Genomic DNA, 23,123 nt, shown 5'->3' with positions numbered 1-23,123 from the left:
GGGTGGCGGGCTCACCGGGCCCGCCACTTGCCTGCGTCAGAAGAGCAGGCGCGCCATCGTTGCGAGTGCCGCCACCAGAAGATTGGAGACGACTCCCGCAGCGATGTCGATCAGGATCTCGCGGATCCGCTCACGACGCGCAGACTTGTACTCGACCGAGGTCATGGCCACTCCAGAGCAGTGAGATGGGGAATGGCAGGGGGACGCCCTACCGGGCATCCACGCTCACGTCGTGTGTCACCACACGACGGGCACAACCATTCGTCACTCACAGCCTGTTCGGGCCTGATGAATGAACCGCAGCCTCGTACCCTCCGGGAAGGTGCGCAGCGAGATCATGATATCGGCCGAGGGGTGCCGTGACTCAGGAAATGAGCGAGCGCAGCTTCTCGCGCGTCTCGGGGTCGGTCGAGTAGACGATCGTGCCGATCATGCCGCGAGTCAGCAGTACTTTGTAGGTGTTGCGGATGAGACGGTCTACGTCTTCGTCGGGCGTCGCCTTGGTGAACGAAGGGTCTTTCGAAGCCGTGCGGTCGATCACCCATCGGTCGGTCCGCCAAACCAGGTCCGGGCCCATGATCACGCCCGACCAGTCGTACTCGAAGCCCTGCGCCGTGTAGACGCACCCGATCTGTCCGAACCCGGCAGGGTCGGTGGCCCAGAGAGGCGCGGGCGGGGCGCCGAGCAGGGCGCGGTCGCCGAAGAGGTTCCATGGCCTGGCCCAGTGGCCGATGACCACGTCGGTGGGCAGGGCGTGCATGTTGGAAGTGACCTTCGTCGTCCACTTCCAGCAGTAGCCGGCGGACATGCGAGCGCTGTAGCCCTGGGACTTTTGAGTGGCCAGGAAGTCCTCCAGTTCCTGGGGGCTGTCGGCAGTCAGGAGCTTCACTTTGCCGTCCGGCTCCCACGCGCTGGGCGCGTTCCCTTCGATCCCCAAGAAGTCGACCACCCACCGCAGGTAGGCATCGCTGCCCCCGCATCGGAACTGGCTGTCGAGCTCCACCACCGAGCATTCCAGGCCCAGTTCGGCTGCGGCATCCTGGATCTGTTCCACGGTTCCCATCTCGCCCGGACGTACTACCTGGTGCTGGTCCAGCAGGAACACCGGAACACGAGCCGCGTCCATCAGCTCAGCAACCTGAGGGCGGCCGGTCCGCAGAGTTGCCTTGGCGTAGCGGTTGGCGGAGGTCTTGCGGAGCCGGTGCGCCTCGTCGCATACGAGCACGTCGAGGTCGTTCGGCTCGGACTCCATGAAGCTGTTGAAGTAGCGGAAGAGCCGTTGGACCTCGGGTTTGCGGGCCCCGGCAACCTTGCGCATCGTCTTGGTGAAGGACTGCGAACCGGTGGCGTGTAGGGCCGGCACACCGCGCCGATATAGGTCGCCCAACAGGGAGAGGGCGATCACGCTCTTGCCGGAACCCGGCCCGCCGGCCACGATGACGACCTGCTTGTGGTTGGACCGGCGAGCCTGGCGCACTGCCGACATGACCGTTTCGTAAGCCAGCCGCTGTTCGTCCAGCAGTACGAACTGCTCCCGATCGCGCACCTCTTCGGCGGCAACGGCCATCAGCTGCCGTGACGGCCGAATCTTGCCCTGCAGCAGGGCATCGGCCGCTTCGGCACCCGGCTTCGCCGCAAGCCTCGAGCGGAGGTAGCCGAGGAAGGCACCACGCTGGTCACCGGTGAACATCCGGCCGTGATCGTCTTCCGTGACGGCGCGGAGCCCGGCCACCCCGAAGTCGGTTGCGTTGTGCAGGTAGGCGACCCCCACGACCGAGTCGGGAATCTGTTCCAACGCTCCGTTGAACGAGATGAGGTAGTCGCAGTAGCCGCGTACCTGCTCGATCGGGTTGAGGACCGGATCCGGGTAGGCATCGATGCGGCACAGCAGCGGATCGTCCTCCTCGGGATAGGCCTCGCTCCACTGCTTCAGCTCGACCACCACGTAGGAGGGCTCTCCGGTACTCGGATGAACACCGGCAAGTATCACGTCCGCGCGCTTGCTGGTAAGGGGCAGCGCGTACTCCAGCATCATCTCGACTTCGCCGAGCCCCGCTTCGACGAGCGCGTTGGTGAGCGCCGGGATGCTCCGTTCCCAGGAGCGCACCTCCGACGGGTGGGGCCGGTGGCGGTGCCTGTGCAGGAAGTTCTCGCTCAGGATCTCGGCCAGCCGTCCTTCAAGATGGGTGCGGCTGGCCAACGACGCCGCGGACTCACGGAACAGCAAGGAGGTGCCCCCAGGCAGCACGAAGTAGCTCGTGCGGGTGGGGGCATGTCCTTCGGTTCCACAGAAGTGGAGCGGAAGCCCGTCGGGCCGCTGAGATGGTCTTCGCCATCCTAGAACAGGACGTGGATCACGCGCCTGAGCTGGTCAGCAGCCTCGTATTTGGGGAGACGGCGACGCTTCGCTGACGCACACAGTTCCCTTGGTTGACGAAACGGGGGCGCTGACCTGTGACTTTGTCCAGTCTCCTGCTCTTCAATGCGTTCTCAGGGACCCACCACCTGGAATGCGTGGCGATCCTGGAACCGGTCGAAAAGAGCTACTGACCGTTTGGCATCGAGTGCCCGGTCGACCGGATCCCGGAAGGGGGATTCGGGCGACCGGGCATTTTTCGTGCGCGTCGGCCGGGTGCCCACGGGGCGTGTGGCGTGGGGCGTGTTCGTCCGTGAGGTTCGGGTCGGACCCGCCGTACCGGAGGCTTTCGGACAGCGTGGCGGCCACGTGGCCGACGAACGGCACAGTGGTTTCCGGATCACCCCGCGTGTTTCCTAGGATCGGCGACACCGAATGCGGCCCGCCGGGCTTCCTCAGAGGACACGCCCCCACCCGCGCGAATCACTCGTGCCCTGGGGGACCGCGCCGTGTCCATGCTGTTGTTGAAGCTGTCCGCTCAGGACCTGCTCACCTTGAACGCTCGGCGACGCATGGTTCCGCACCTCGCGGCTCGATGGCGACACTTCAGGCAGAGCGAGGCGTCCCTGTCGGAGCGGATGGCGTGGGCCGAGAGCCTCGTGAATCTCGCCGAGGACTTGGTGGCGGCCGGTCGGGGGAATGTCCAGATGATCGTCGAGTGTGCCGCCACCCTCGACGAGATGGAGAGGGCCGAAGGCCCCCGCCTCATCGATGTGGTGTTGGTCGGACGGCATCCGACGGAGGACCGGACCTCGGTCCAACTGGTGGAACTCAAAAGGTGGTCGACGGTCACGCGCTTGGAACGAGCGGTGTCGGCCATGGTCGGGGTGCCGGGAATGGAACCCAAGCGGCATCCGGCACTCCAGCTGATGGAGTACCACCAGGCGTTCATGAGTCCCAGAGGACCGCTGGCCGGCGCCGATATCGAATGTGGGACCTTCGCCTACCTGCACAACGCCACGGAGGATTCCGTGCGGCCGTTGTTCGACTTCGAGGCGCCGGGCGGAGCTCTCACCGTTCTGTACACCGGAGACCACCGCGAGCGCCTGTTGGAGGACCTCCGTGAGCACTTCGCGGAGGACGGCGCGAAATCGGAGGCGGAGACGGTCCTCAGGGGGTTGGGACTGAGGAACGTTCCGCTCTTGGACGCGATGATCGATTCGCGAGGCGCGGACACGGTGTTCACGCTGCGGGGTAGGCAGAAGAAGGTCGTGGACCGCGTGTTGGACAAGGCCACGCGGGTGCTCCCCTCTCTCGACGCGCCGATGCTGCTGCCGGAGGAGAAGCGCGCGGTGTTCTTGATCACGGGTGGCGCCGGGACGGGGAAGAGTGCCGTCGGACTCCAGTTGAAAGCGGAGCTGGAGTCTCGAGAGCGTTCGGTGCTCTACGCCAGCGGCAGCCGCGCGTTCAACGGGGCGCTGCAGGAGCACGTCGGGTTCGGCGATCGCCAATTCAAGGAATCCTTCACCTATTTCCATGACTTCGTGAAGCCGCCCGTTCCTCCGCTGGACGTCCTCATCTGTGACGAGGCGCACAGAATCAGGGCGCGTACGACCAACAGGTACTGGAAGAAGGATCGATGGGGTGTCGGGCCGCAGGTGGACGAGCTGGTTCAGGCGGCCCGCATGACGGTCTTCTTTCTCGACGAGGGACAGTCCGTGCGCCCACTGGAGGTGGGAACCGCCGCGCTCGTCGAGGACGCCGCGGCTCGGAACGGCGCGTCATTCGTCCGATGGGACCTGCGTGAGCAGTTTCGGTGCGGCGGCAGTGACGCCTACCCCCGTTGGGTACAGGCGGTGCTCGGCATGTCCGGCGGCGACACGGACGTGTGGACGCCGGACGGACTGATGCACGTCGAAGTCGCCGATTCCCCGGAAGACCTGGAGCGGATCATTCGCGCGGAGGCGTCCGCGGGGGCGAGTGCTCGGATGGTGGCCGGATACTGCTGGCCGTGGACCAAGCCCCGCGGCGCTGAGCGTCGTCTGGAAGCGGACGTGCGCATCGGCTCTTGGCACCGGCAGTGGAACGCGGACTCCGACTCGTTCTGCGAGAACAAGACGGTGCCACCCTCGCGGATCTGGGGCGTGCACGAGAACGGCATCGGGCAGATCGGCTGCGTGTACACGGCACAGGGTCTGGAGTGGGACTGGTGCGGGGTGATCATGGGCGACGACATGGTGCGGCGGGACGGTGAATGGGTCTTCCGTCGAGGCAAGGCGACCAAGGGGTCGGACGGGATTCGGCGGGTTCGGCTCCCGGGTTCCTTCGACCCCAAGGTTCGTGCGGGCAGCGTCGACGACGAGGAATTCGCCCGATTGGTACGGCACGCCTACCACGTGCTCATGACCCGAGCGAGCCGTGCGGCCGTTCTCTATTCCACGGACGAGGAGACGAGGGCATACCTCAAGGAGTGTGTCGGCGAGGTGGTGGTGGCGGGCTTGCGTCCCACCTGGGAGCAACTCCCGCCGGAGGCGCGCATCCACCATCTGCCACGTCCCGCACGGAAGGGCAGGAAGAGGTCGAGGAAGTCGTCCCGGAAGACCAAGCCCGGCTCCGGTACGGAATTGTTCCTCTTCTGAGGAACCGGTGAGGTGTGGGGGACGGGCTCGCCGGGCCCGCCCCCCGTCTGTTCAGAAGAACAGGCTCACCATCGCCGTCAGACCCGTCACCACAAGGTTCGAGACGGTTCCGATGACGATGTCGATCAGGATCTCGCGGATCCTTTCACGACGCGCAGGCTTGTACTCGTCCGCGTCCATGGCCACTCCAGAGCAGTGAGATCGGAATGGAAGGGGATTCCCTACCGGGCGTCACCGCTCGCGTCGCGCGTTTCCGCGCGACGGGCTCGACCATTCCTCGCTCACGTTCCCTTGAGGTACCGAGAACCACGGCTCCGTACCCTCCGGGAAGGTGCGCAGCGGAGGCAAGGGTAGCGTCGGGAAGCCTGGTGCGTCACCGGCGGCAAGTGGTGCCGGCCGGATCTCGCGGGTCGGTCAGGGTTGCCGGGGGACGAGTGTGCGGAGTTTCTCGCGGGTCTCGGGGTCGGTCGAGTAGATCGCCGTGCCGACCATCCCTCGGGTGAGCAGCACTTTGTAGGTGTTGCGGACGAGGCGCTCCACGTCCTCGTCGGGGGTGGATTTGGTGAACGCGGGATCCTTCGAAGCGGTCCGGTCCACCACCCACCGGTCGGTGCGCCACACGAAATCGGGCCCCATGATCACCCCTGACCAGTCGTACTCGAAGCCCTGGGCGGTGTAGACGCAGCCGACCTGCCCGAAACCCGCGGGATCGGTGGCCCAGAGCGGCGCGGGCGGCGCGCCCAGCAGGGCGCGGTCCCCATAGAGGTTCCACGGTTTGGCCCAGTCACCGATGGTCACGTCGTTCGGCAGGTGGGTCGACCCCGGCGGGATCTTGGTGGTCCACTTCCAGCAGTAACCGGCCGACAGCCGTGCCCCGTAGCCCTCGGCGCGCTTGGCCGTCAGGAGCTCCTCCAAGGCGTCGGGACTGTCCACGGTGAGCAGCGAGACCTTGCCGTCGGGTTCCCACGGGTGGATCGGCTCGTCCTCCAGGCCGAGGAGGCCCGTCACCCAGCGCAGGTAGGCGTCACTGCCGCCCATGCGGAACTGGCTGTCGAGTTCGACCACTTCGCAGTGCAGACCCTGCTCGGCCGCGGCGTGGCGGATCTCCTCGACGGTGCCCATCTCACCGGGGCGGACCACCTGGTGTTGGTCGAGGAGGAAGACCGGAACACGGGCGGCGTCGATGAGTTCGGCGAGCTGCGGACGGCTGGTGCGCAGTGACGCCTTGGTGTAGCGGTTGGCCGAGGTCTTGCGCAGCCGGTGGGCCTCGTCGCACACCAGGACGTCGATGTCGTTGGGCTCGGCCTCCATGAAACTGTTGAAGTACCGGAACAGCTTCTGGACCTCGGGCTTGCGGGCGCCGGCGACCTTGCGCATCGTCTTCGTGAACGACTGCGACCCGGTCGCGTGCAAGGCCGGAATGCCACGTCGGTACATCTCGCCGAGGAGGGAGAGGGCGATGACGCTCTTGCCGGAACCCGGGCCACCGGCGACGACGACCACCTGTTTGTGGTTCGAGCGGCGGGCAGCGCGTACGGCGGACATCACGGTCTCGTAGGCGAGGCGTTGTTCGTCGAGGAGAACGAACTGTTCGCGGTCCCGGACCTCGGCCGCGGCCACCGACATGAGTTGGCGAGAAGGACGGATCCGAGCCTGAAGGAGTTCGTCGGCGGCCTGGGCACCGGGCTTGGGCGCCAGCCGCGATCGCAGATGGTCCATGAGAGCGCCCCGCTGTTCGCCCGTGAACATGCGGGCATGGCGGTCCTCCGGTACCTCTCGCAGTCCCGCGACACCGAACTCCGTGGCGTTGTGGAGGAACGCGACGCCGGTCACCGCGTCGGGCGACTGATCGAGTGCCCCGTTGAAGGAGGTCAGGTATTCGCAGTATCCCCGGACCTGCAGGATCGGGTTGAGGGCGAGCCGGGGCAGTGACGGCACACGACAGCGCAGAGGGTCGCCGTCCTCGGGGTGGGCCTCGCTCCACTGTTTGAGTTCGACCACCACGAACGAGGATTCCCCGGTGGTCGGGTGGACACCCGCCAGGACGACGTCCGCGCGCTTGCTGGTCAGGGGGAGGCCGTACTCGAGCAGCACCTCGACGTCACCGAGCCCGGCCTCGACCAGGACGTTGGCCAGCACGGGGATGCTGCGTTCCCAGGAGCGGATCTCCGAGGAGGAGGGGTTGTGTCCGTGTCGATGGCGGAAGTTCTCACCGAGGAGTTCGGCCAGTCGCCCCTCGAGAGGGGTGCGCGCGGCCAGGGACGCCGCGGACTCACGAAACAACAAGGCAATGCCCCCAGGCAGCACGAAACGACTCGTGCGGGTGGGGGCGTGTCCTCGGTCCACGGGGTGGAACGGAAGCCCGGCGGGCCGCTGAGATGAACACCGCCATCCTAGAACAGCGCCTCGGAACGGGGTTCCCGCGTTTGCACAGCCCCCGCCGACGCCGGTCGAGGCGGAGCGGGGGTCCGCGGGCCGGCGGCGGGCCGTGTCGGGTCAAGGGGTGGGGATTCTGGGTTTGGGGTGGGTGGGTTTGGGTGGGGTGGGGTGGGGGGGTTTGGTGAGGGGGGTGAGGGTGGGGCCTGTGAGGGCTGTGGTGGTGAGGGCCATCAGGACCAGCATCGTGAAGAGGTCCGGGCCGATGACGCCCAGTTCCAGGCCCACGTTGAGGACCACCAGTTCCGTCAGGCCGCGGCAGTTCATCAGGGAGCCGATGGCCAGGGACTCGCGCCAGGGGCGGCCCATGGCGCGGGCGGCCGTGGTGGCGCCGCCCCATTTGCCGAGGACCGCCACGGCGAGGATCGCGCCGGCCCAGAGCCAGAGTTCGGGGGAGAGGCCGCCGATGTCCGTACGCAGTCCCGTGTGCACGAAGAACAGGGGCAGCAGGACGGGGACCGTGAACGCGCGGATGCGCGCCGCCGCGGCCTCCACGCGCCGGCCGCCGCGGGGGGTGATCACCCCGAAGAGGAAGGCGCCGAACAGGGCGTGCACGCCGATCAGGTCCGTGGCCAGGGCCGACAGGCTCAGGCCGCTGAACAGGACCACGAGGACCACGCCGTCCTGGTGCCGTTCCGCGCGAGCCGCCCAGCGGGCCAGCAGGGGTTTGACCACGTGCAGCATGGCCAGGGTGAAGAGCACCGCGAGGGCCGCCGCGGTGAGGGCCTCCAGGGGGGAGCCGGCGGTGGACAGGGCCACGACCAGGGCCAGCAGGCACCAGGCCACCACGTCGTCCACGGCCGCGCAGGCCATGGCCAGCGCGCCCAGCGGGGTGCCGTACAGGCCGCGGTCGATGAGGATCCGGGCCAGCACCGGGAAGGCCGTGATGGCCATGGCCACCGCGATGAAGAGGGTGAAGGGCATCCGGCCGACGCCGTCCGGCGCGAGGCGCGGGTACATCGCGGCGGCGAGGAGGGCGCCGAGGGCCAATGGCAGCAGCATGCCGGCCTGACTGACGGCGACCGCGACCCGGGTGTGGCCGCGCAGGTTCTTCAGGTCCAGTTCGAGACCGACGAGGAACATGAACGCGAGCAGGCCGAGTTGGCCGAGGGCCGAGGTGTAGGGGAGCACGGCGGGCGGGAACAGCCAGCCCTGCGCCTCCGGCCAGAGCCGGCCGAGGAGGGAGGGGCCCAGCAGGATGCCGGTGGCGATCTCGCCGACCACCGGGGGCTGCCCGAACCGGCGGAAGAGGGTGGCGCCGGCCTGGCTCGCGAGGATCACGGCGGGCACGGCGATCAGGAGGGCGGGCAGCGGGTCAGTTGCCGACACGGCCGACCCCCAGGCTGCTCGGAGCGGGTCTGCGCGGGTGGGCCGGGGGTTGGGCGGGCACGGGCGCGGGCGTGGGCGCGGGGGAGGGGGGCGGCGCGGTGGTGGACCAGGCGCCGTAGCGGCGCAGCCCGTACAGCAGGGGGGCGGGGTCCTCGCGGACGGTGACGCGGGAGACCCGCGCGAACACCGCCGTGTGGTCGCCGATCCGCAGGGCGCGTTCCACGGCGCAGTCGGCGAAGGCGTGCGCCGACTCGATGAGGTGCGGGCCGCCGGCCCCCAGGGGCAGGCGCCAGTCGACGTGGTCGAAGCGGTCGGGGTCGCCGGAGGCGAACAGGTCGGAGACGGCGCGGGCGCCCTCGTGCAGCAGGTTGAGGGTGAAGCGGCCCTGGGCGAGGAGGACGGCGAGGGTGGGGCTCGCGGTGCGTATGCCCACCATGAGGGTGGGCGGGGCCAGGGCCACGCTCGCCACGGAGCTGCACGTCAGGCCGTGCGGGCGGGCCTCGGTGTCGACGGTGGTGACGACGGACACGCCGGTGGGGAACGCGGCCATGAACGGGCGCAGGTCCACCGGGCCCGGCCCGCCGGCGGGCGGCTCCGGGGGCTCGGGCGGGGTGGGCGGCGGGGGCGCGGTGTGCTGGGGCATCTCTTCGCTCCTGGGGTGGAGGGAGGCGGGAGGCGGTACGCGCGCCGCGGCCCGACGGCGGCCGGTGGGCCGTGCCGTCGGGCCGCGGTGGTCGGTGGTCGGTGGTCGGGTGTCGTGCGGGAGTCGGCGCGTGGGCTCTTGGTGTCCCGTTCCGACCCGTCGGCCGGGCCTCGCCGGCCGGACCGTGCGGCAGCGGTTACGCGCCGTGGAGCCGGCGGAGGTAGTCGTAGGCGCTGGGGAGGGTTTCGAGGAGGTTCTGCTGCTGGCGCTTGACGGTGTCGAAGAGGGGCTCGGCGCCGGCGACGGACTCGGGGCGGTGGGCCAGGGAGGGCAGCGGGGCGTCCGGCTCCAGGCCGAGGCCCGCGAAGATGCAGTAGTAGCTGCCGTTGGTCCAGAAGTTGCGGAACTCGGCCTCGAAGTTGCCGTAGTAGGTGGACTCGTCGGTGATCGGCGAGTTGATGGGCAGGCCGGCCTTGTAGGCGGAGATCTTCTGCCGGATGTTCTCGGGCAGGGTCAGTTCCTTGTTGGCGCGCCAGAAGGGGGTGTCGTCGCGGGGGGCGTAGAAGAAGTGCGCCTGGATGAAGTCCCGGGTGTCGTCGAACATCAACTCGATCTCGCGGTTGAAGCTGTCGGTCAGCCCCGGGTTGAAGGTCTTGTCCGGGAAGTGCTTGGCGAGCTGGTAGATCGCGGCGGTGATGAAGTAGATGCCGGTGGACTCCAGCGGCTCCAGGAAGCACGAGGACAGGCCGATGCTCACCACGTTCTTCACCCACGCCCGCCGGTTGCGCCCGACCCGGAAGCGGATGTGGTTGAACTTGGTCTCCGCCGGGTCCAGCCCCCACATGTTCGCGAACTCGGCGGTCGCGGTCTCCTGGTCGGCGAACTTGCTGCTGTACACGTAGCCGGTGCCGAAGCGGCCCAGCATCGGGATCTTCCACGCCCAGCCCGAGGACATCGCGATCGCCGAGGTGTACGGCTCCACGCCGCCCGCCTCGTCGTCGTGCGGGACGGCGGTGGCCACCGCGCTGTCGCACAGCAGGTGGTCGCTCATGTCGATGAAGGGCTCCTCCATGGCCTGGTTGATGAGCAGGCCGCGGAAGCCGGAGCAGTCCACGAACAGGTCCGCGTCCAGGGTCAGCCCGCCCTTGGTGTGCAGGGCCTTGACGTACCCGCGCTCGTCGAGCTCGGCCCGCGTCATCTCGTCCCGGACGTGGTTGACGTCCTGCTTCTCGGTGGCGAAGCGCCGCAGGAAGTCGGCCACGAGCTGGGCGTCGAAGTGCCACGCGTACCGGGTGGCCGGCCGGCCGTCCAGCCAGCGCGGGGCCTTCATCGCGTCCATCACGGGGGGTTCGCGGAAGCAGGCGTAGTCGAAGGGCTCGGTGGTGCGGCCCTCGTGCTTGCGCTTGAACCAGTAGTGCGACAGCGGCGTGTGGTCGTAGTCCGGGAGCAGGCCGAAGGGGTGGTAGAAGTGGTCCGGCCCGCCGCCCGGCAGCTCACGGGCCCCGGACTCGCCCTGCCCGCCGGTGCGCCAGTTCACGAAGCGCACGGCCATCTTGAAGCTGGCGTTGCACTCCCGCATCCACTCGTCCTCGGCGATCCCGAGGTAGTCGAAGAAGGACCGCTGGAGGTTGGGCACGGTCGCCTCGCCCACGCCGATCCGCGGGATGGACGGCGCCTCCAGCACGGTGATGTCGACCGTGCCCTGGAGGGCCTTGCCCAGGTAGGCGGCCGTCATCCAGCCGGCCGTGCCGCCGCCGAGGATGACGACCTTCTGGAGCCGGGTGTCGCTGCTGGTCATGGAAACAGCCCTCGTTTCGGGGTCGGCGGTGCGGGGTGGTCGTGCCGAGAAATGTGCGCGACGGGCCTTTCACCGGCCTACAACGCCGTCCGGCCCGCCGTTGTAGGGCGGTGAAAGGCCGCCCGCGCACACTCCTCGCAGACCACCGGGGCACCGGCCGCGGTGCGGGCGGGGAGACGAGAACGGGGAGGGCGCGATGACCACCGCGAGGACCGACGCGACGAGCACCGCCACGATCGCCACGGGCGTCGGGATCGCCTCGGGCGCCTCGGCCGGCGCGACGGGCGGGCCGGCCGGTCCGGGGCCCGCGGTCCGGGTCCGGTTCCTCGGCGACTTCCGGCTCACCGTGCGCGGCGAGCCCGTGGACCGATGGCGGGCCGGCAAGGCCCGCGGGCTGTTCCAGTTCCTCGTGCTGCACCGGGGGCAGGTCCTCACCCGCGACCGGTTGCACGACGCCCTGTGGCCCGGCGCGGCCGGCGGCAGCTCCCTGAAGGTGGCCGCGCACGCCCTGCGCCGGGTCCTGGACGCCCACCCCGACCGGCCCGGGGACTCCGGGATCCGGCTGCTGCACCGCGACTTCGGCTACGTGCTGCACGTGGACGGGCTCTGGTCCGACCTGGAGGCATTCCGCGAGCTCGTGCACACCGGGTTGCGCGCCGCAGCCCGAGGCGACACCGCCGCCGCCCGGGGCCCGCTGCGGGCCGCCCTCGACCTGTACGGCGGGGAGTTCCTGCGGGGTGAGGACGCCGACTGGGTGGTGGAGCAGCGCGAGTACCTGCGGGCCCTGGCCCTGCGCGCGCTGACCGTGCTGCGGGCCGACGCGGAGGCCCGCGAGGACGGCGGCGAGGTCATCGAACTGTGCCGGCGGGCCCTGGCCGTCGACCGGCACCACGAGGAGACCTACCGCGCGCTGATGGCCGCCCACGGCCGCCGGGGCGAACTCGCCTGCGTGCGCCGCTGGTACGAGCTGTGCGCCCGCCGGCTGCGGGAGGAACTCGCCGTGGACCCCGCCCCCGAGACCCGCGCCCTGCTGCGCGCCCTGGTCCCCGCCGCCGCCCCGCGCGCCCCGGCCGGCGGCGGGGGCCCGATCCGCGCCGCGCGGTCGGCGGGCCGCCGGGGCACCGGGCACGGGGTCGAGCCCTGGGCCGCCGGGCTGCCGGCCCGACCCGCCCGCCGGGCCCGCGCCGACACCCGCGCCCGCGCGGCGGCCCCACCCGTCCCCGCCGTCGACTGAGCACGAGCCGAGCCGAGCCGGGCCGGGCCGGTCCGCCCCGAGCCGCAGCCCCGTGCCCCGCCCCGCCCCGCCCCGTCCGCGCCGACCGAGCCCGAGCCGATCCGCCCCAACGCCCCGTGCCCCGCCCCGTCCCGTCCCGCCCGCCCCGTCCGTCCGCATCACTGATCGGGCCCGAGCCGATCCGCCCCACCGCCCTGTGCCCGCCCCGCCTCGCTCGCCCGTCCGCGTCGCCGATTGAGCCCGAGCCGATCCGCCCCACCGCACCGCCCCACCGCCCGCACGTCCGTGCGGAGCCGCCCCGCACCCCGCGTCACGAGACCCCGTGAGGAACCCCGTCATGACCGTGTCGACCGTGAGACAGGACCCGCCCGCGACCGCCGCCCCGGCTCCCGCGCCGCCGCACCACGGCGACCAGTGGATCGGCGGGGCCTGGACCGCCTCCGACGCCGAGGACCGGATCCTCGTCACCGACCCCGCCACCGAACTGCCCCTGGCCACGGTCGCCGCCGGCACCGCCCGGGACGCCGATCGCGCGGCCCGCGCCGCCGCCGCGGCCTTCCCCGGCTGGTCCGCCACCCCGCCGCGACAGCGCGCCGCCCTGCTGCGCCGCGTGGTCGCCGCCATGGAGGCCCGCGCCGACCGTTTCGCCGACACGATCACCGCCGAGGTCGGCGCGCCCATCCGGATGGCCCGGCAGACCCACGTGGGCCTCTCCCTCGGCATGGCCGCGCACTGCGTGGAGACCGCCGCCTCGCACGTGTTCGAGGAGCGGATCGGGCACTCGCTGGTGGTCCGCGAGGCCGCCGGCGTCGCCGCCTGCGTCACCCCGTGGAACACCCCGCTGCTGCTCACCGTGCAGAAGGTGCTGCCCGCGCTGGCCGCCGGCTGCACCGTCGTGCACAAGCCCAGCGAGCTGACCCCGCTGCACGCCCGGCTGCTCGCCGAGGCCATGGCCGAGGCCGACCTGCCGCCCGGGGTGTTCAACGCGGTCGTCGGCACCGGCGAGACCGTCGGCGCCGCCCTCGTCGAGCACCCGCTCGTGGACACCGTCTCGCTGACCGGCTCCACCCGCGCCGGCCGCGACGTCGCCGCCCGCGCCGCCGCCGGGATCAAACGCGTCCACCTCGAACTCGGCGGCAAGAACGCGAGCCTGGTCCTCGACGACGCCGACCTCGCCCGCGCCGTCGCCGCCACCGTCGACCAGGTCCTCTTCAACAGCGGCCAGACCTGCCTCCAGTGGAGCCGGCTGCTGGTGCCCCGCGCCCGGCAGGAGGAGGCGCTCGCGCTGGCCGCCGAGGCCATGGCCGGGTACGTCACCGGCGACCCCCGCGACCCGGCCACCGACCTCGGCCCGCTGGTCTCCGCCGCCGCCCACGCCCGCGTCACCCGGTACGTGGAACGGGGCATCGCCGAGGGCTCCGGGCGGCTCGTGTTCGGCGGGCCCGGCCGCCCCGAGGGCCTGACCCGCGGGTATTACGCCCGCCCCACGATCTTCGCCGACACCGACCCCGCCTCCGACCTCGGGCAGGAGGAGATCTTCGGCCCCGTGCTGTGCGTCGTGCCCTACGACGACGAGGAGTCGGCCCTGCGCGTGGTCAACGACACCCACTACGGGCTGCACGGCGCCGTCTGGTCCGCCGACCCCGCCCGCGCCGAGCGCGTCGCCCGGGGTTTCCGCACCGGGCTCGTGGACGTCAACGGCGGCCAGTTCAACCCCGCCGCGCCCTTCGGCGGCTTCAAGCAGTCCGGCATCGGCCGCGAGTGCGGGACCGCCGGCCTGGAGGCGTTCCTGGAGACGAAGTCCCTGCAACTGCCTCAGGGCGACGGGCGGGTGGTCGGCCCCCGACTGCGCGCCACCGACCCCACCGACCCCACCGGAGCCACCGCGCCCGCCGGACCCGCCGCGCCCGAAGGGGACCAGACCCGATGAGCACCCCCGTCACGCACCCGGCCGTCACGCACCCGGCCGAGACCCTCCCGCCGCTGTTCGCGCGGCTGGAGCGGTGGACCCGCGAACTGCCCGACGCCACCGCCGTCCGCGCCGTCGACGGCACCCACACCTACGCCGCGCTCACCGCCCGCACCGCCCGCTGGGCCCGCGCCCTCGCCGAGGCCGGGGTCGGCCCCGAGGTGCCCGTGGCCCTGCTGCTCGGCCGCTCCCGCGAGAGCGTCCCGGCGCTGCTCGCCGTCTGGAGCCTGGGCGCCGTGGCCGTCCCCCTCGATCCGGCCCACCCCACCGAACGCCTCGGGCACGTGCTCGCCGACGCCGCGCCCGCCGTCCTCGTGGCCGCCGCAGTCCCGCCCGGCCTCGACCGCGGCGGGCTGCGGCTGCTGACCCCCGCCGACGCGCGCCGCGCCGCCCCCGGCCCCCTCGTCGTCACCCCGCCCGACCCCGAGGACCGCGCCTACCTGATCCACACCTCCGGCACCACCGGCCGCCCCAAGGGCGTCGAGATCACCCACCGGGGTCTCGACACCTTCGTCACCGCCCTCGCCACCCTGGACCTGCCCTCGGGGGGCCTGGGCCTGAACGCCGTCTCGCCCGCCTTCGACGGCTGGCTGTGGTGCACCCTGCTCTACCTCGTGCACGGCCAGGGCATCGCCCTCGTGGACCTCTCCCTGGAGGGCCTGCGCGAGGCCGCCGCCGCCGACCGCGAGCCCGTTCCGGCCGGCCTGCGCACCGTCTCCCTCACCCCCTCCCTGCTCGCCGCGCACGGGCACGCCCTGGAGTCCGCCGAGGTGATCGTGGTCGCCGGCGAGGCATGCCCGGCCGCCCTCGCCGAACGCTTCGCCGCCGGCCGCCGGCTCCTCAACGTGTACGGGCCCACCGAGGTCGCCATCGCCGCGACCTGGGCCGACAGCGCCCGAGGCGACGACGTCACCGGCATCGGCCGCCCCCTGCCCGGCTACCACGCGCACGTCCTGGACGAGGAACTGCGGCCCGTGCCCGACGGGGTCGAGGGCGAACTCCACCTCGGCGGACCGGCCGTCGCCCGCGGCTACCGGGGCCGCCCCGGACTCACCGCGAGCCGTTTCCCGCCCGACCCCTTCGCGGGCGCCGGCGCCCGCATGTACCGCACCGGCGACCTCGTGGTCCGCCACCCCGACGGACAACTCCACTACCGGGGCCGCCGCGACGACCAGGTCAAGGTCCGGGGCCACCGGGTGGAACTCGGCGAGGTCGAACGGGTCGCCGCCGAACTCCCCGAGGTCCTCGCCGCCGCATGCGCCCCCCTCGGCTCCGGCGAGACCCTGGGCCTGGCCGTGGTGGCCGCGCCCGGCGCCGAACCCGCAGGACTCGCCGACCGGGTCGTGGAGCACTGCCGCAAACAACTGCCCGCCGCCGCCGTCCCCACCGTGGTCCGGGTCCGCGACCGGATCCCCACCCTCGGCACCGGCAAGGCCGACCGCGCCGCGATCGCCGCCGACCTCACCGCCCCCGAGGCCCCCACCGGCCCCGAGCGGGCCGGCACCCTCACCGAGGGCCTGGTCACGGGCGTGTGGGCGGAGGTCCTCGGAATCCCCGTGCCCGGCCCCGACGCGGACTTCTTCGAACTCGGCGGACACTCCCTGGCCGCCGCCCGCGTCGTCTCCGAACTGCGCCGCGTCACCGGCCTCAAACTGGGCCTCGGCGCCCTGCTGGCCCGCCCCACCGCCGACGCCCTCGCCGCCGAACTCGACCGGCTCGCCGCCCTGCGCGACACCGCCGAAGCCGAAGCCGAAGCCGAAGCCGACGCCGTCGAGGCCGGCGCCGGCCACGACACCCGGGGGGCCTGAGCATGGGCAGCTGGATCTCCACCTGGAGCACCGACCCCGCCGACGCCACCCGCCCCGCCCTGCTCTGCCTCCCGCCCGCCGGCGCCGGCTGCCAACAGTTCCGCGCCTGGCAACCCGCCCTCGCCGGCGCCGCCCAGGTGTACGGCGTGCAACTGCCCGGCCGCGAGAACCGCTGGCGCGAACCGATGCCCGAGACCTTCGACGAGGCCGTCACCGCCGTCGCCGCCGAACTCGCCGACACCCTCGCCCCCGGCCGCCCCCTGATCGTCTTCGGCCACAGCTTCGGCGGCCTCATCGGCTACGAGGTGGCCCGCCGGGTCCGCCCGCACGCCCTCGTCGTCAGCGGCTGCCGCGCCCCCTGGTACTGGGACGGCGCCGGCCGGGGCATCGTGGACGACGAGGCCGAACTCGACAAGCTCTTCGACACCGCCGGCCTCGACCCCGAACTCCTCGACGCCGACACCCGCGCCCTCATGGTCGCGATGCTCCGCAAGGACGCCCGGCTCTCCGTCGGCTACGCCCACCGCGCCGGGGACCCGCTCGACGTGCCCGTGCACGCCTGGGGCGCCGACGGGGACGAGACGGTCAGCGCCGAGGAACTCGACGGCTGGGGCGCGGTCACCACCGCCGGCCTGCTGCGCCGCACCGTGCCCGGCGGCCACCACGCCGTGCTCCGCCGGCCGCGGGCCCTGCTCGACCACCTCGCCGGCCTGCTCCGGGAGGCCGCCGGCGCCACGACCGGCGCCGTCCGCGACTGACCGCCGCGCCGCACCCGAACCCGCCGCACCCGAACCCGTCGCACCCGAACCCGCCCGAGCCCGGAGGCCCCCGTGCCCACCACCCACCAGGTCCTCGTCAACCACCGGGGACAACACGCCCTGTACCCCGCCGGCCGCGCGGCCCCGGAGGGCTGGAGCCCCGCCGGCTTCGAGGGCGACGAGGAAGCCTGCGCCGCCCACGTGGACGCGCACTGGACCGACACCCGCCCGCGGCCCGCCCGAGGAGCCTGACGTGAAGATCGACCTGCTCGACCCGGGCCCCTTCGGGCGCAACGACTTCTGGGACACCTTCGCCTGGCTGCGCGCCCACGACCCCGTCCACCGCCACCCCGAACCCGACGGCGAGGGCTTCTGGGTGCTCAGCAAGCACCGCGACATCGTCTCCGTGTACGCCGACGGGGACACCTTCAGCTCCGCGAGCGGCATGCGCCTGGGCAGCGACCCGGCCGCCGTCGCCGCCGTCGCCAACCGGATGCTGATCGTCTCCGACGTGCCGCACCACACCCGCCTCAAGCGGGCCCTGTACACGGCGTTCGCGCCGGCACGGATGCCCCGCCAGGAGGCGATGGTCGACGCGGTCGTGGGCGAACTCGTCGCCGAGGCACTGGAACGCGAGAGCCTCGACTTCATCGAGCTCGCCAAACAACTGCCCAACCGGGTGGTCTGCGCCATGATGGGCATCCCCCGCGCCGACTGGTCCTGGATCGGCGACCTCACCACCGACGCCTTCGACTCGCCCGACGAGTCCGTCCGCGCCGCCGCCCACTCCGAGATCTTCCTCTACTTCATCGAACTCCTCGCCGAGCGCCGCACCACCCCCGGCGAGGACCTGATCAGCGAGATCGCCCACGACACCCTCGTCGACGAGGGCGACGGCACCGCCCGCCCGCTCAGCGACCAGGAGATCGTCTTCAACCTCAACGGCGTGCTCTCCGGCGCCAACGAGACCACCCGCTACTCCGCCGCCGGCGCCGTCCACGAGTTCGCGCGCCGGCCCGAGCAGTGGCGGCTGCTGCGCGAGAGCGGCCCCGCCGGCATCGGCCCGGCCGTCGAGGAGGTCCTGCGCTGGACCACCCCCGGGGTGCACGCCCTGCGCACCGCCGTCCGCGACACCGAGATCGGCGGCCGGCACATCGCCGCCGGCGACCGCGTCACCCTCTGGAACGTCTCCGCCAACCGCGACGAGGACCTCTTCGAGGCCCCGCACGAGTTCCGCGTCGACCGCCGCCCCAACCGGCACATCGCCTTCGGCCACGGCCGGCACCTGTGCCTGGGCGCGCGCCTGGCCCGGCTCGAACTCGGCGCCCTGCTCGCCGGGCTGCTGCCGGTCCTCGACGGCTTCGAGGCCACCGGCCCGGCCACGTTCAACTCGTCCAACTTCACCTGGGGGATCAACAGCCTCCCGGTCCGGCTGCTGCGCAGCCGCGTCGCCGCCTAAGCCTCCGGAAAGGGCCCCCACCGTGACCACCGCGCTCGTCGACCACAACCGCACCGACGCCGAGTTCCCCGGCACCGACTACCCCGGGCTGCTCGCCGCGCTCGCCGCCCGCGCCCCCGGGGCCACCGCCCTCGTCCAGGGCGCCCGCCGCTGGACCCGGGCCGAGTTGGAGACCGTCACCAACCGGCTCGCCCACGCCCTGATCGCCCGGGGCGCCGCGCCCGGACAGCGGATCGGGCTGTGCCACCCGCGCGGCGCCGAGTACGTGATCGGCTCCCTCGCGATCCTCAAGACCGGCGCCGCCGTCGTGGCCCTCGACCCCGTCAACCCCGACGACCGGCTCGCCGCGATGATCGCCGACTCCGGGCCCCTGCTCGTGCTGGCCCCCGCCGACCTGGCCGGCCGGATACCGGACGGGGTCGCGCACGCCGAGATCGAGGCCCTCACCGCCGATCCCGACCTGCCCGCCGACGCCCCCGGGGTCGCCCTCGGGCCCGACACCGTCAGCCACCTGATCTACACCTCCGGCTCCACCGGCGTGCCCAAGGCGGTGCTGGAACGGCACGGGGCGCTCACCAACCTCGTGCACTGGACCCGCCGCGCCTACGGGGTCCGCGAGGGCGACCGCGCCTCCTGGACCTCCACCCCCGGCTTCGCCGTGCAGATCATGGAGTGGCTGGCCTACCTGCCGGCCGGCGCCGCGATCCACATTCCCGAGGCCGGGGAGGCCCGCACCCCCGACCAGATCCGCGACTGGCTGGTCCGCGAGGGCATCACCCACACCATGCTCGTGGCCGCCCTCGCCGAATCCGTGTGGGGGCTGGAGTGGCCCGCCGCGACGGCGCTGCGGATCCTGGTCACCACCGCCGAACGGGTCCACTCCTGGCCGCCCGTGGACACCCCGTTCCGGGTGGTCATGACCTACGGCACCACCGAGACCACCAACGTGCTCTCCTGCCTCGACCTCGGCGCCGGCGTGGACCTCACCAGCCAGACCACGCCCGACGAGGTCAAGGCGGCCCGGCAGGTCCCGGTCGGCGTGCCCATCGCCAACCTGCGCGTCCACCTCCTCGACGAGGACGGCCGGCCCGTGCCCGACGGCGAGGTGGGCCGGCTGCACGTCTCCGGCGCCGGACTCGCCGCCGGCTACCACGGCCGGCCCGGGCTGACCGCCGAGAAGTTCCTCCCCAACCACCTGCCCGAGGACCCGCACCCGGTGCTGTACGCCACCGGCGACCTCGCCCGCCGCCGCGAGGACGGCGCCGTCGAACTCCTGGGCCGCTCCGACTCCCAGGTCAAGATCCGCGGCTTCCGGGTGGAACTCGGCGAGGTCGAGACGCACATCGCCCGCCTCGACGGCGTCGCCGAGGTCGTCGTCGTCACCGTCGAGCACGGCCCCGGGGACACCCGCCTGATCGCCTACGTGGCCCCCGCCGAGGGCGCCGCACCCGACCCGGCCGCCATTCGCGCCGAGGTGGCCCGCACCCTGCCCTACTACATGGTCCCCTCCGCGCTCCTCGTGCTGCCCGCCCTGCCCCGACTGCCCAACGGCAAGGTGGACCGGCGCAGCCTGCCCGAGCCGCCCGAGGGCCGCGAGGCCGCCGGCGTGGGCTACGAGGCCCCCCGCGACGAGATCGAGGACGGCCTGGCCCGCATGTGGGCCGAGGCGTTCCGCGTCGACACCGTCGGCATCCACGACAACTTCTTCGAGAGCGGCGGCCACTCCCTGCTGGCCTTCCGACTCATCGACGAGATCCGCCGCCGCTACGGCGTCGAACTCAGCCTCTCCGACCTCTCCGCCCGCCCCACCGTCGCCGAGCTCGCCGAACTCGTCACCGCCGGCGACGGCGGCTCCCGCGGCTCCTTCGGCGGCCTGCCCGCGATCGTCCCCGACCCCGCCGCCCGCTTCGAGCCCTTCCCGCTGACCGAGAGCCAGCAGGCCCTGTGGATCGGGCGCGGCGGCCTCGTCGACCTCGGCAACGTCGGCTGCCACGGCTACTTCGAGTGGGAGAACGAGCGGCTGGACCTGGCCCGGTTCGACGCGGCCTGGCGCGCCCTGGTCGCCCGGCACGACGCGCTGCGCACCCGGGTGCTGCCCGACGGCACCCAGCAGGTCTTCGAGGAGGTCCCCGCCTTCGAGATCCCCGTCACCGACCTCGGCGACCTCACCGAGGAGGACCGGACGCGGGCCCTGGCGGAGCTCCGCGAGACCCTCTCCCACCAGGTCCTCGACGGGGACTCCTGGCCGCTGTTCGACGTGCGGATCAGTCTGCTCGGCGGGGGCCGGGCCCGGATCCACCTGTGCCTGGACTTCCTCGTCGCCGACGCCTGGAGCTACTTCCAGGTCCTCGTGCCCGACCTGGTCAGCCTGTACGCCGACCCCGACACCGCCCTGCCGCCGCTGGAGCTGACCTTCCGCGACTACGTGCTGGCCGTCGGGAACACCCTGCGCGACAGCGAGCTGTACCGCCGCTCCGAGTGGTACTGGCGGGACCGGCTGGAGACCCTGCCGCCCGCCCCCGAACTGCCCGAACGCCCCGCCGACGCCCCCGAACTCCCGGTCCGCTTCGCCCGCCGCACCCACGTCGTGGACCCCGCGCTGTGGGCCCGGATCCAGGAGCGCGCCCACGCCCGTGAGGTCACCCCCTCCGGGGTGCTGGCCGCCGCCTACGCCGAGATCCTCGGCCGGGCCTCGGGCCGGCCCCGGTTCACGATCAACTTCCCGTTGTTCAACCGGCTGCCGCTGCACCCGCAGGTCAACTCGCTGCTCGCCGACACCACCACCACCCTGCTGCTGGCCGTGGAACAGACCGAGGGCAGCTTCGCGGGCCGGGCCCGCGCCGTGCAGAGCCGGCTGTGGGCCGACCTCGAACACCGCTACTTCAGCGGGGTGCAGGTGCTGCGGGAACTCACCAGGCTGCGCGGCTCGCTGGCCCCGGCCATGCCCGTGGTCATGACCAGCCTCGCCGGACACCCCCCGCAGTACGAGGAGAACCTGCTCGGCACCCCCGTCCACGGCATCTCCCAGACCCCGCAGGTCTCCCTCGACTTCCAGGTGTTCGAGAAGCCCGAGGGCCTGCTCTACAACTGGGACTTCCTGCCCGCCGTGTACCCCGACGGCCTCGTCGAGGGCATGTTCGAGGAGTTCACGGCCCTGCTGGAGTCCCTCGGCGAGGACGCCGCCTGGGAGGCGCCCTCCGCCCCGCCCGGGGCCGAGGAGGCGCCCGCCGCGGGCGCCGTCGCCCGTGACACCGGCGACAACTGGGAACGCTACTGGGCCGGGGTCCGGCGGACCGGGCGCGGCGGCGACGTCATCTGGGACGCCGACAGCGACGAGGAGTTCCGGTGGCTCCTCGACCAGGCCGACCGGCACTTCGAGCCCGGGCTGCCCGTCATCGACCTCGGCTGCGGCAACGGCCGCTACAGCCGCGAACTGGCCTCCCACCACCCGCGGGTGGTCGGCGTGGACGTGTCGGCCAGCGCCATCGAGCACGCCCGGCGGGAGGCCGCGGGAGTGCCCGGCGTGGAGTACCTGGCGCTGGACATGACCGACGCCGAACAGGCGAAGACCCTCGGCGCGGGCCCGTACAACATCTTCGTGCGCGGGGTCTTCCACGTCCTGGACCAGGAGGCCCGGGCCCGGCTCGCGGCCGTGGCCGCCGATCTCCTCGGCGACCGGGGCACGCTGATCGTGCACGAGCCCGACTACTCCGGGAACTCCTTCGGCTACCTCGGTTTCGTCGGCGGCAAGCGCGGCCGGGCCGAGGACCTGGTCGGCCCGCTGGAGGCGGCCGGGGTGCGGCACTCGCACCGTTTCACCCGGCCCGAACTGGACGCGGCCTTCGGCGCTCAGGGCTGGGAGGTCGTCGCGGACGAGGCGATCGAACTGCACGCCATCGACCCGCGCTCGGACGCCGACGCCCTGCTGCTGCCCGGGTACTACGCGGTCCTGCGCCGCGCCCGCTGATGCCCGCTCCCGCACGCGGCCCGCACCCACCGGCGGCCCTCCCGCCGGTGGGTCTGGTGTGGGCCGGGAGCACCGGGGCCGTGCTCGCCGAGGCCGGGCCGGACCCGTGGTCCCTGCTGACCGGGGTGGAACGGGCCCGGGCCGAGGGCTTCCGCGCGGACGCCGACCGCGCGGACTTCCTCGCCGCGCACGTGCTGGTGCGGTTGTGCGCCGGTCGGCTGCTGGGCCTGCCGGCGGGCGCTCTCACCCTCGTGCAATCCTGCGGGAGCTGTCCCCGGCCGCACGGCCGGCCCCGCCTCGTGGAGGCGCCCGGCCTGGGCGTCAGCCTCGCCCACACCCGGGGTCGGGTGGCCGCCGTCGCGGCCCCCGGCCCCGTCGGCGTGGACGTGGAGGAGCTCGCCGGGCCGGCCCCGGACCCGCGGCTGGTCGCGCGGGCCTGCACGCGGGAGGAACGGGCCGCGTGGACGGCGGCGGGCGGGAGCCGGGAGGTGTTCCTGCGGCAGTGGGTGCGCAAGGAGGCCCTGGTGAAGGCCGGAGCGGGCAGTCTCGACGAGGCGGCCCGCATCGACGTTCCCGTGCACGGCCGGGGCCCGGCCCGCTGGCGCGGCCGGCGCCTGACGGACTGGACGCGGGCCGGGGCGGTGGGCTGCGCCGCGACCGCGGGCCCGGTCCGGCTGCGGCTGCTGGACCCCGACCCGCCCTGAGTAGCACCTTGACGACAAACACC

16 protein-coding genes are annotated in these 23,123 nt (G+C 72.6%); 9 read left to right on the top strand and 7 right to left on the bottom strand.

Annotated elements, in window-relative coordinates:
* Positions 1-36 precede the first annotated feature (36 nt).
* Positions 37-165, bottom strand: coding sequence for a DUF6408 family protein (locus tag ACN20G_RS04230; protein WP_221890625.1), 129 nt, complete (start codon positions 163-165; stop codon positions 37-39).
* Positions 166-364: 199 nt separating this feature from the next.
* On the bottom strand, positions 365-2,227 hold the full coding sequence (locus ACN20G_RS04225; protein WP_424211362.1) for a DNA/RNA helicase domain-containing protein: 1,863 nt from the start codon (positions 2,225-2,227) through the stop codon (positions 365-367).
* A 644-nt stretch (positions 2,228-2,871) separates the two neighbouring features.
* Here ACN20G_RS04225 and ACN20G_RS04220 point away from each other — a divergent pair.
* Entirely contained in the window at positions 2,872-4,995 is a 2,124-nt protein-coding gene (locus tag ACN20G_RS04220; protein ID WP_424215364.1) for a DUF2075 domain-containing protein, read from the top strand.
* 51 nt (positions 4,996-5,046) lie between these two features.
* Here the strand turns inward: ACN20G_RS04220 and ACN20G_RS04215 are convergent, their stop codons facing one another.
* The 5 genes from ACN20G_RS04215 to ACN20G_RS04195 form a co-directional block, all read right to left on the bottom strand.
* Positions 5,047-5,175: a DUF6408 family protein gene (locus tag ACN20G_RS04215; RefSeq protein WP_424211361.1), complete on the bottom strand. Its 129-nt coding sequence runs from the start codon at positions 5,173-5,175 to the stop codon at positions 5,047-5,049.
* Positions 5,176-5,409: 234 nt separating this feature from the next.
* A complete protein-coding gene (locus ACN20G_RS04210) occupies positions 5,410-7,281 on the bottom strand; it encodes a DNA/RNA helicase domain-containing protein (protein ID WP_424211360.1) in 1,872 nt (623 codons plus the stop codon).
* A gap of 210 nt (positions 7,282-7,491) precedes the next feature.
* Positions 7,492-8,760 carry a cation:proton antiporter gene (locus ACN20G_RS04205; RefSeq protein ID WP_424211359.1) on the bottom strand — a complete coding sequence of 423 codons (1,269 nt, stop codon included), beginning with the start codon at positions 8,758-8,760 and terminating at the stop codon, positions 7,492-7,494.
* On the bottom strand, positions 8,747-9,403 hold the full coding sequence (locus tag ACN20G_RS04200) for a flavin reductase family protein (protein ID WP_424211358.1): 657 nt from the start codon (positions 9,401-9,403) through the stop codon (positions 8,747-8,749). The genes ACN20G_RS04205 and ACN20G_RS04200 overlap by 14 nt, the downstream gene beginning before the upstream one ends.
* Before the next feature lie 196 nt (positions 9,404-9,599).
* Positions 9,600-11,201: a tryptophan halogenase family protein gene (locus ACN20G_RS04195; protein ID WP_424211357.1), complete on the bottom strand. Its 1,602-nt coding sequence runs from the start codon at positions 11,199-11,201 to the stop codon at positions 9,600-9,602.
* A gap of 196 nt (positions 11,202-11,397) precedes the next feature.
* Between ACN20G_RS04195 and ACN20G_RS04190 the strand changes: the two genes are divergently transcribed.
* From ACN20G_RS04190 to ACN20G_RS04155, 8 genes are all read left to right on the top strand, one after another.
* Positions 11,398-12,435, top strand: coding sequence for an AfsR/SARP family transcriptional regulator (locus ACN20G_RS04190; RefSeq protein WP_424211356.1), 1,038 nt, complete (start codon positions 11,398-11,400; stop codon positions 12,433-12,435).
* A gap of 337 nt (positions 12,436-12,772) precedes the next feature.
* Complete coding sequence (locus tag ACN20G_RS04185) at positions 12,773-14,365, top strand: aldehyde dehydrogenase family protein (protein ID WP_424211355.1); 1,593 nt, start codon at positions 12,773-12,775, stop codon at positions 14,363-14,365.
* A complete protein-coding gene (locus tag ACN20G_RS04180; protein WP_424211354.1) occupies positions 14,362-16,212 on the top strand; it encodes a non-ribosomal peptide synthetase in 1,851 nt (616 codons plus the stop codon). The genes ACN20G_RS04185 and ACN20G_RS04180 overlap by 4 nt, the downstream gene beginning before the upstream one ends.
* Before the next feature lie 2 nt (positions 16,213-16,214).
* Complete coding sequence (locus ACN20G_RS04175) at positions 16,215-16,970, top strand: thioesterase II family protein (protein ID WP_424211353.1); 756 nt, start codon at positions 16,215-16,217, stop codon at positions 16,968-16,970.
* Positions 16,971-17,042: 72 nt separating this feature from the next.
* Positions 17,043-17,222 carry an MbtH family NRPS accessory protein gene (locus ACN20G_RS04170; protein WP_424211352.1) on the top strand — a complete coding sequence of 60 codons (180 nt, stop codon included), beginning with the start codon at positions 17,043-17,045 and terminating at the stop codon, positions 17,220-17,222.
* A 1-nt stretch (position 17,223) separates the two neighbouring features.
* Positions 17,224-18,429 (top strand): cytochrome P450, encoded by a 1,206-nt coding sequence (locus ACN20G_RS04165; protein ID WP_424211351.1) that lies wholly within the window; start codon positions 17,224-17,226, stop codon positions 18,427-18,429.
* A 22-nt stretch (positions 18,430-18,451) separates the two neighbouring features.
* The gene (locus ACN20G_RS04160) at positions 18,452-22,396 is read left to right on the top strand and encodes an amino acid adenylation domain-containing protein (RefSeq protein WP_424211350.1); all 3,945 of its coding nucleotides are present in this window, start codon (positions 18,452-18,454) and stop codon (positions 22,394-22,396) included.
* Positions 22,396-23,100, top strand: a complete 705-nt coding sequence (locus ACN20G_RS04155; RefSeq protein WP_424211349.1) for a 4'-phosphopantetheinyl transferase family protein — start codon at positions 22,396-22,398, stop codon at positions 23,098-23,100. The genes ACN20G_RS04160 and ACN20G_RS04155 overlap by 1 nt, the downstream gene beginning before the upstream one ends.
* Positions 23,101-23,123 lie beyond the last annotated feature (23 nt).

The organism is Streptomyces dryopteridis (assembly GCF_049606955.1).
Taxonomy (GTDB): Bacteria; Actinomycetota; Actinomycetes; order Streptomycetales; family Streptomycetaceae; genus Streptomyces.
This window is presented reverse-complemented; position numbering and strand designations above follow the sequence as displayed.

Excerpts from the sequence above, each read along its gene's own strand:
- ACN20G_RS04220 (WP_424215364.1), top strand. The coding sequence starts at position 2,872 with ATGCTGTTGTTGAAGCTGTCCGCTCAGGACCTGCTCACCTTGAACGCT.
- ACN20G_RS04200 (WP_424211358.1), bottom strand. The coding sequence starts at position 9,403 with ATGCCCCAGCACACCGCGCCCCCGCCGCCCACCCCGCCCGAGCCCCCG.
- ACN20G_RS04155 (WP_424211349.1), top strand. The coding sequence starts at position 22,396 with ATGCCCGCTCCCGCACGCGGCCCGCACCCACCGGCGGCCCTCCCGCCG.
- ACN20G_RS04190 (WP_424211356.1), top strand. The coding sequence starts at position 11,398 with ATGACCACCGCGAGGACCGACGCGACGAGCACCGCCACGATCGCCACG.
- ACN20G_RS04230 (WP_221890625.1), bottom strand. The coding sequence starts at position 165 with ATGACCTCGGTCGAGTACAAGTCTGCGCGTCGTGAGCGGATCCGCGAG.
- ACN20G_RS04175 (WP_424211353.1), top strand. The coding sequence starts at position 16,215 with ATGGGCAGCTGGATCTCCACCTGGAGCACCGACCCCGCCGACGCCACC.
- ACN20G_RS04215 (WP_424211361.1), bottom strand. The coding sequence starts at position 5,175 with ATGGACGCGGACGAGTACAAGCCTGCGCGTCGTGAAAGGATCCGCGAG.
- ACN20G_RS04195 (WP_424211357.1), bottom strand. The coding sequence starts at position 11,201 with ATGACCAGCAGCGACACCCGGCTCCAGAAGGTCGTCATCCTCGGCGGC.
- ACN20G_RS04180 (WP_424211354.1), top strand. The coding sequence starts at position 14,362 with ATGAGCACCCCCGTCACGCACCCGGCCGTCACGCACCCGGCCGAGACC.
- ACN20G_RS04185 (WP_424211355.1), top strand. The coding sequence starts at position 12,773 with ATGACCGTGTCGACCGTGAGACAGGACCCGCCCGCGACCGCCGCCCCG.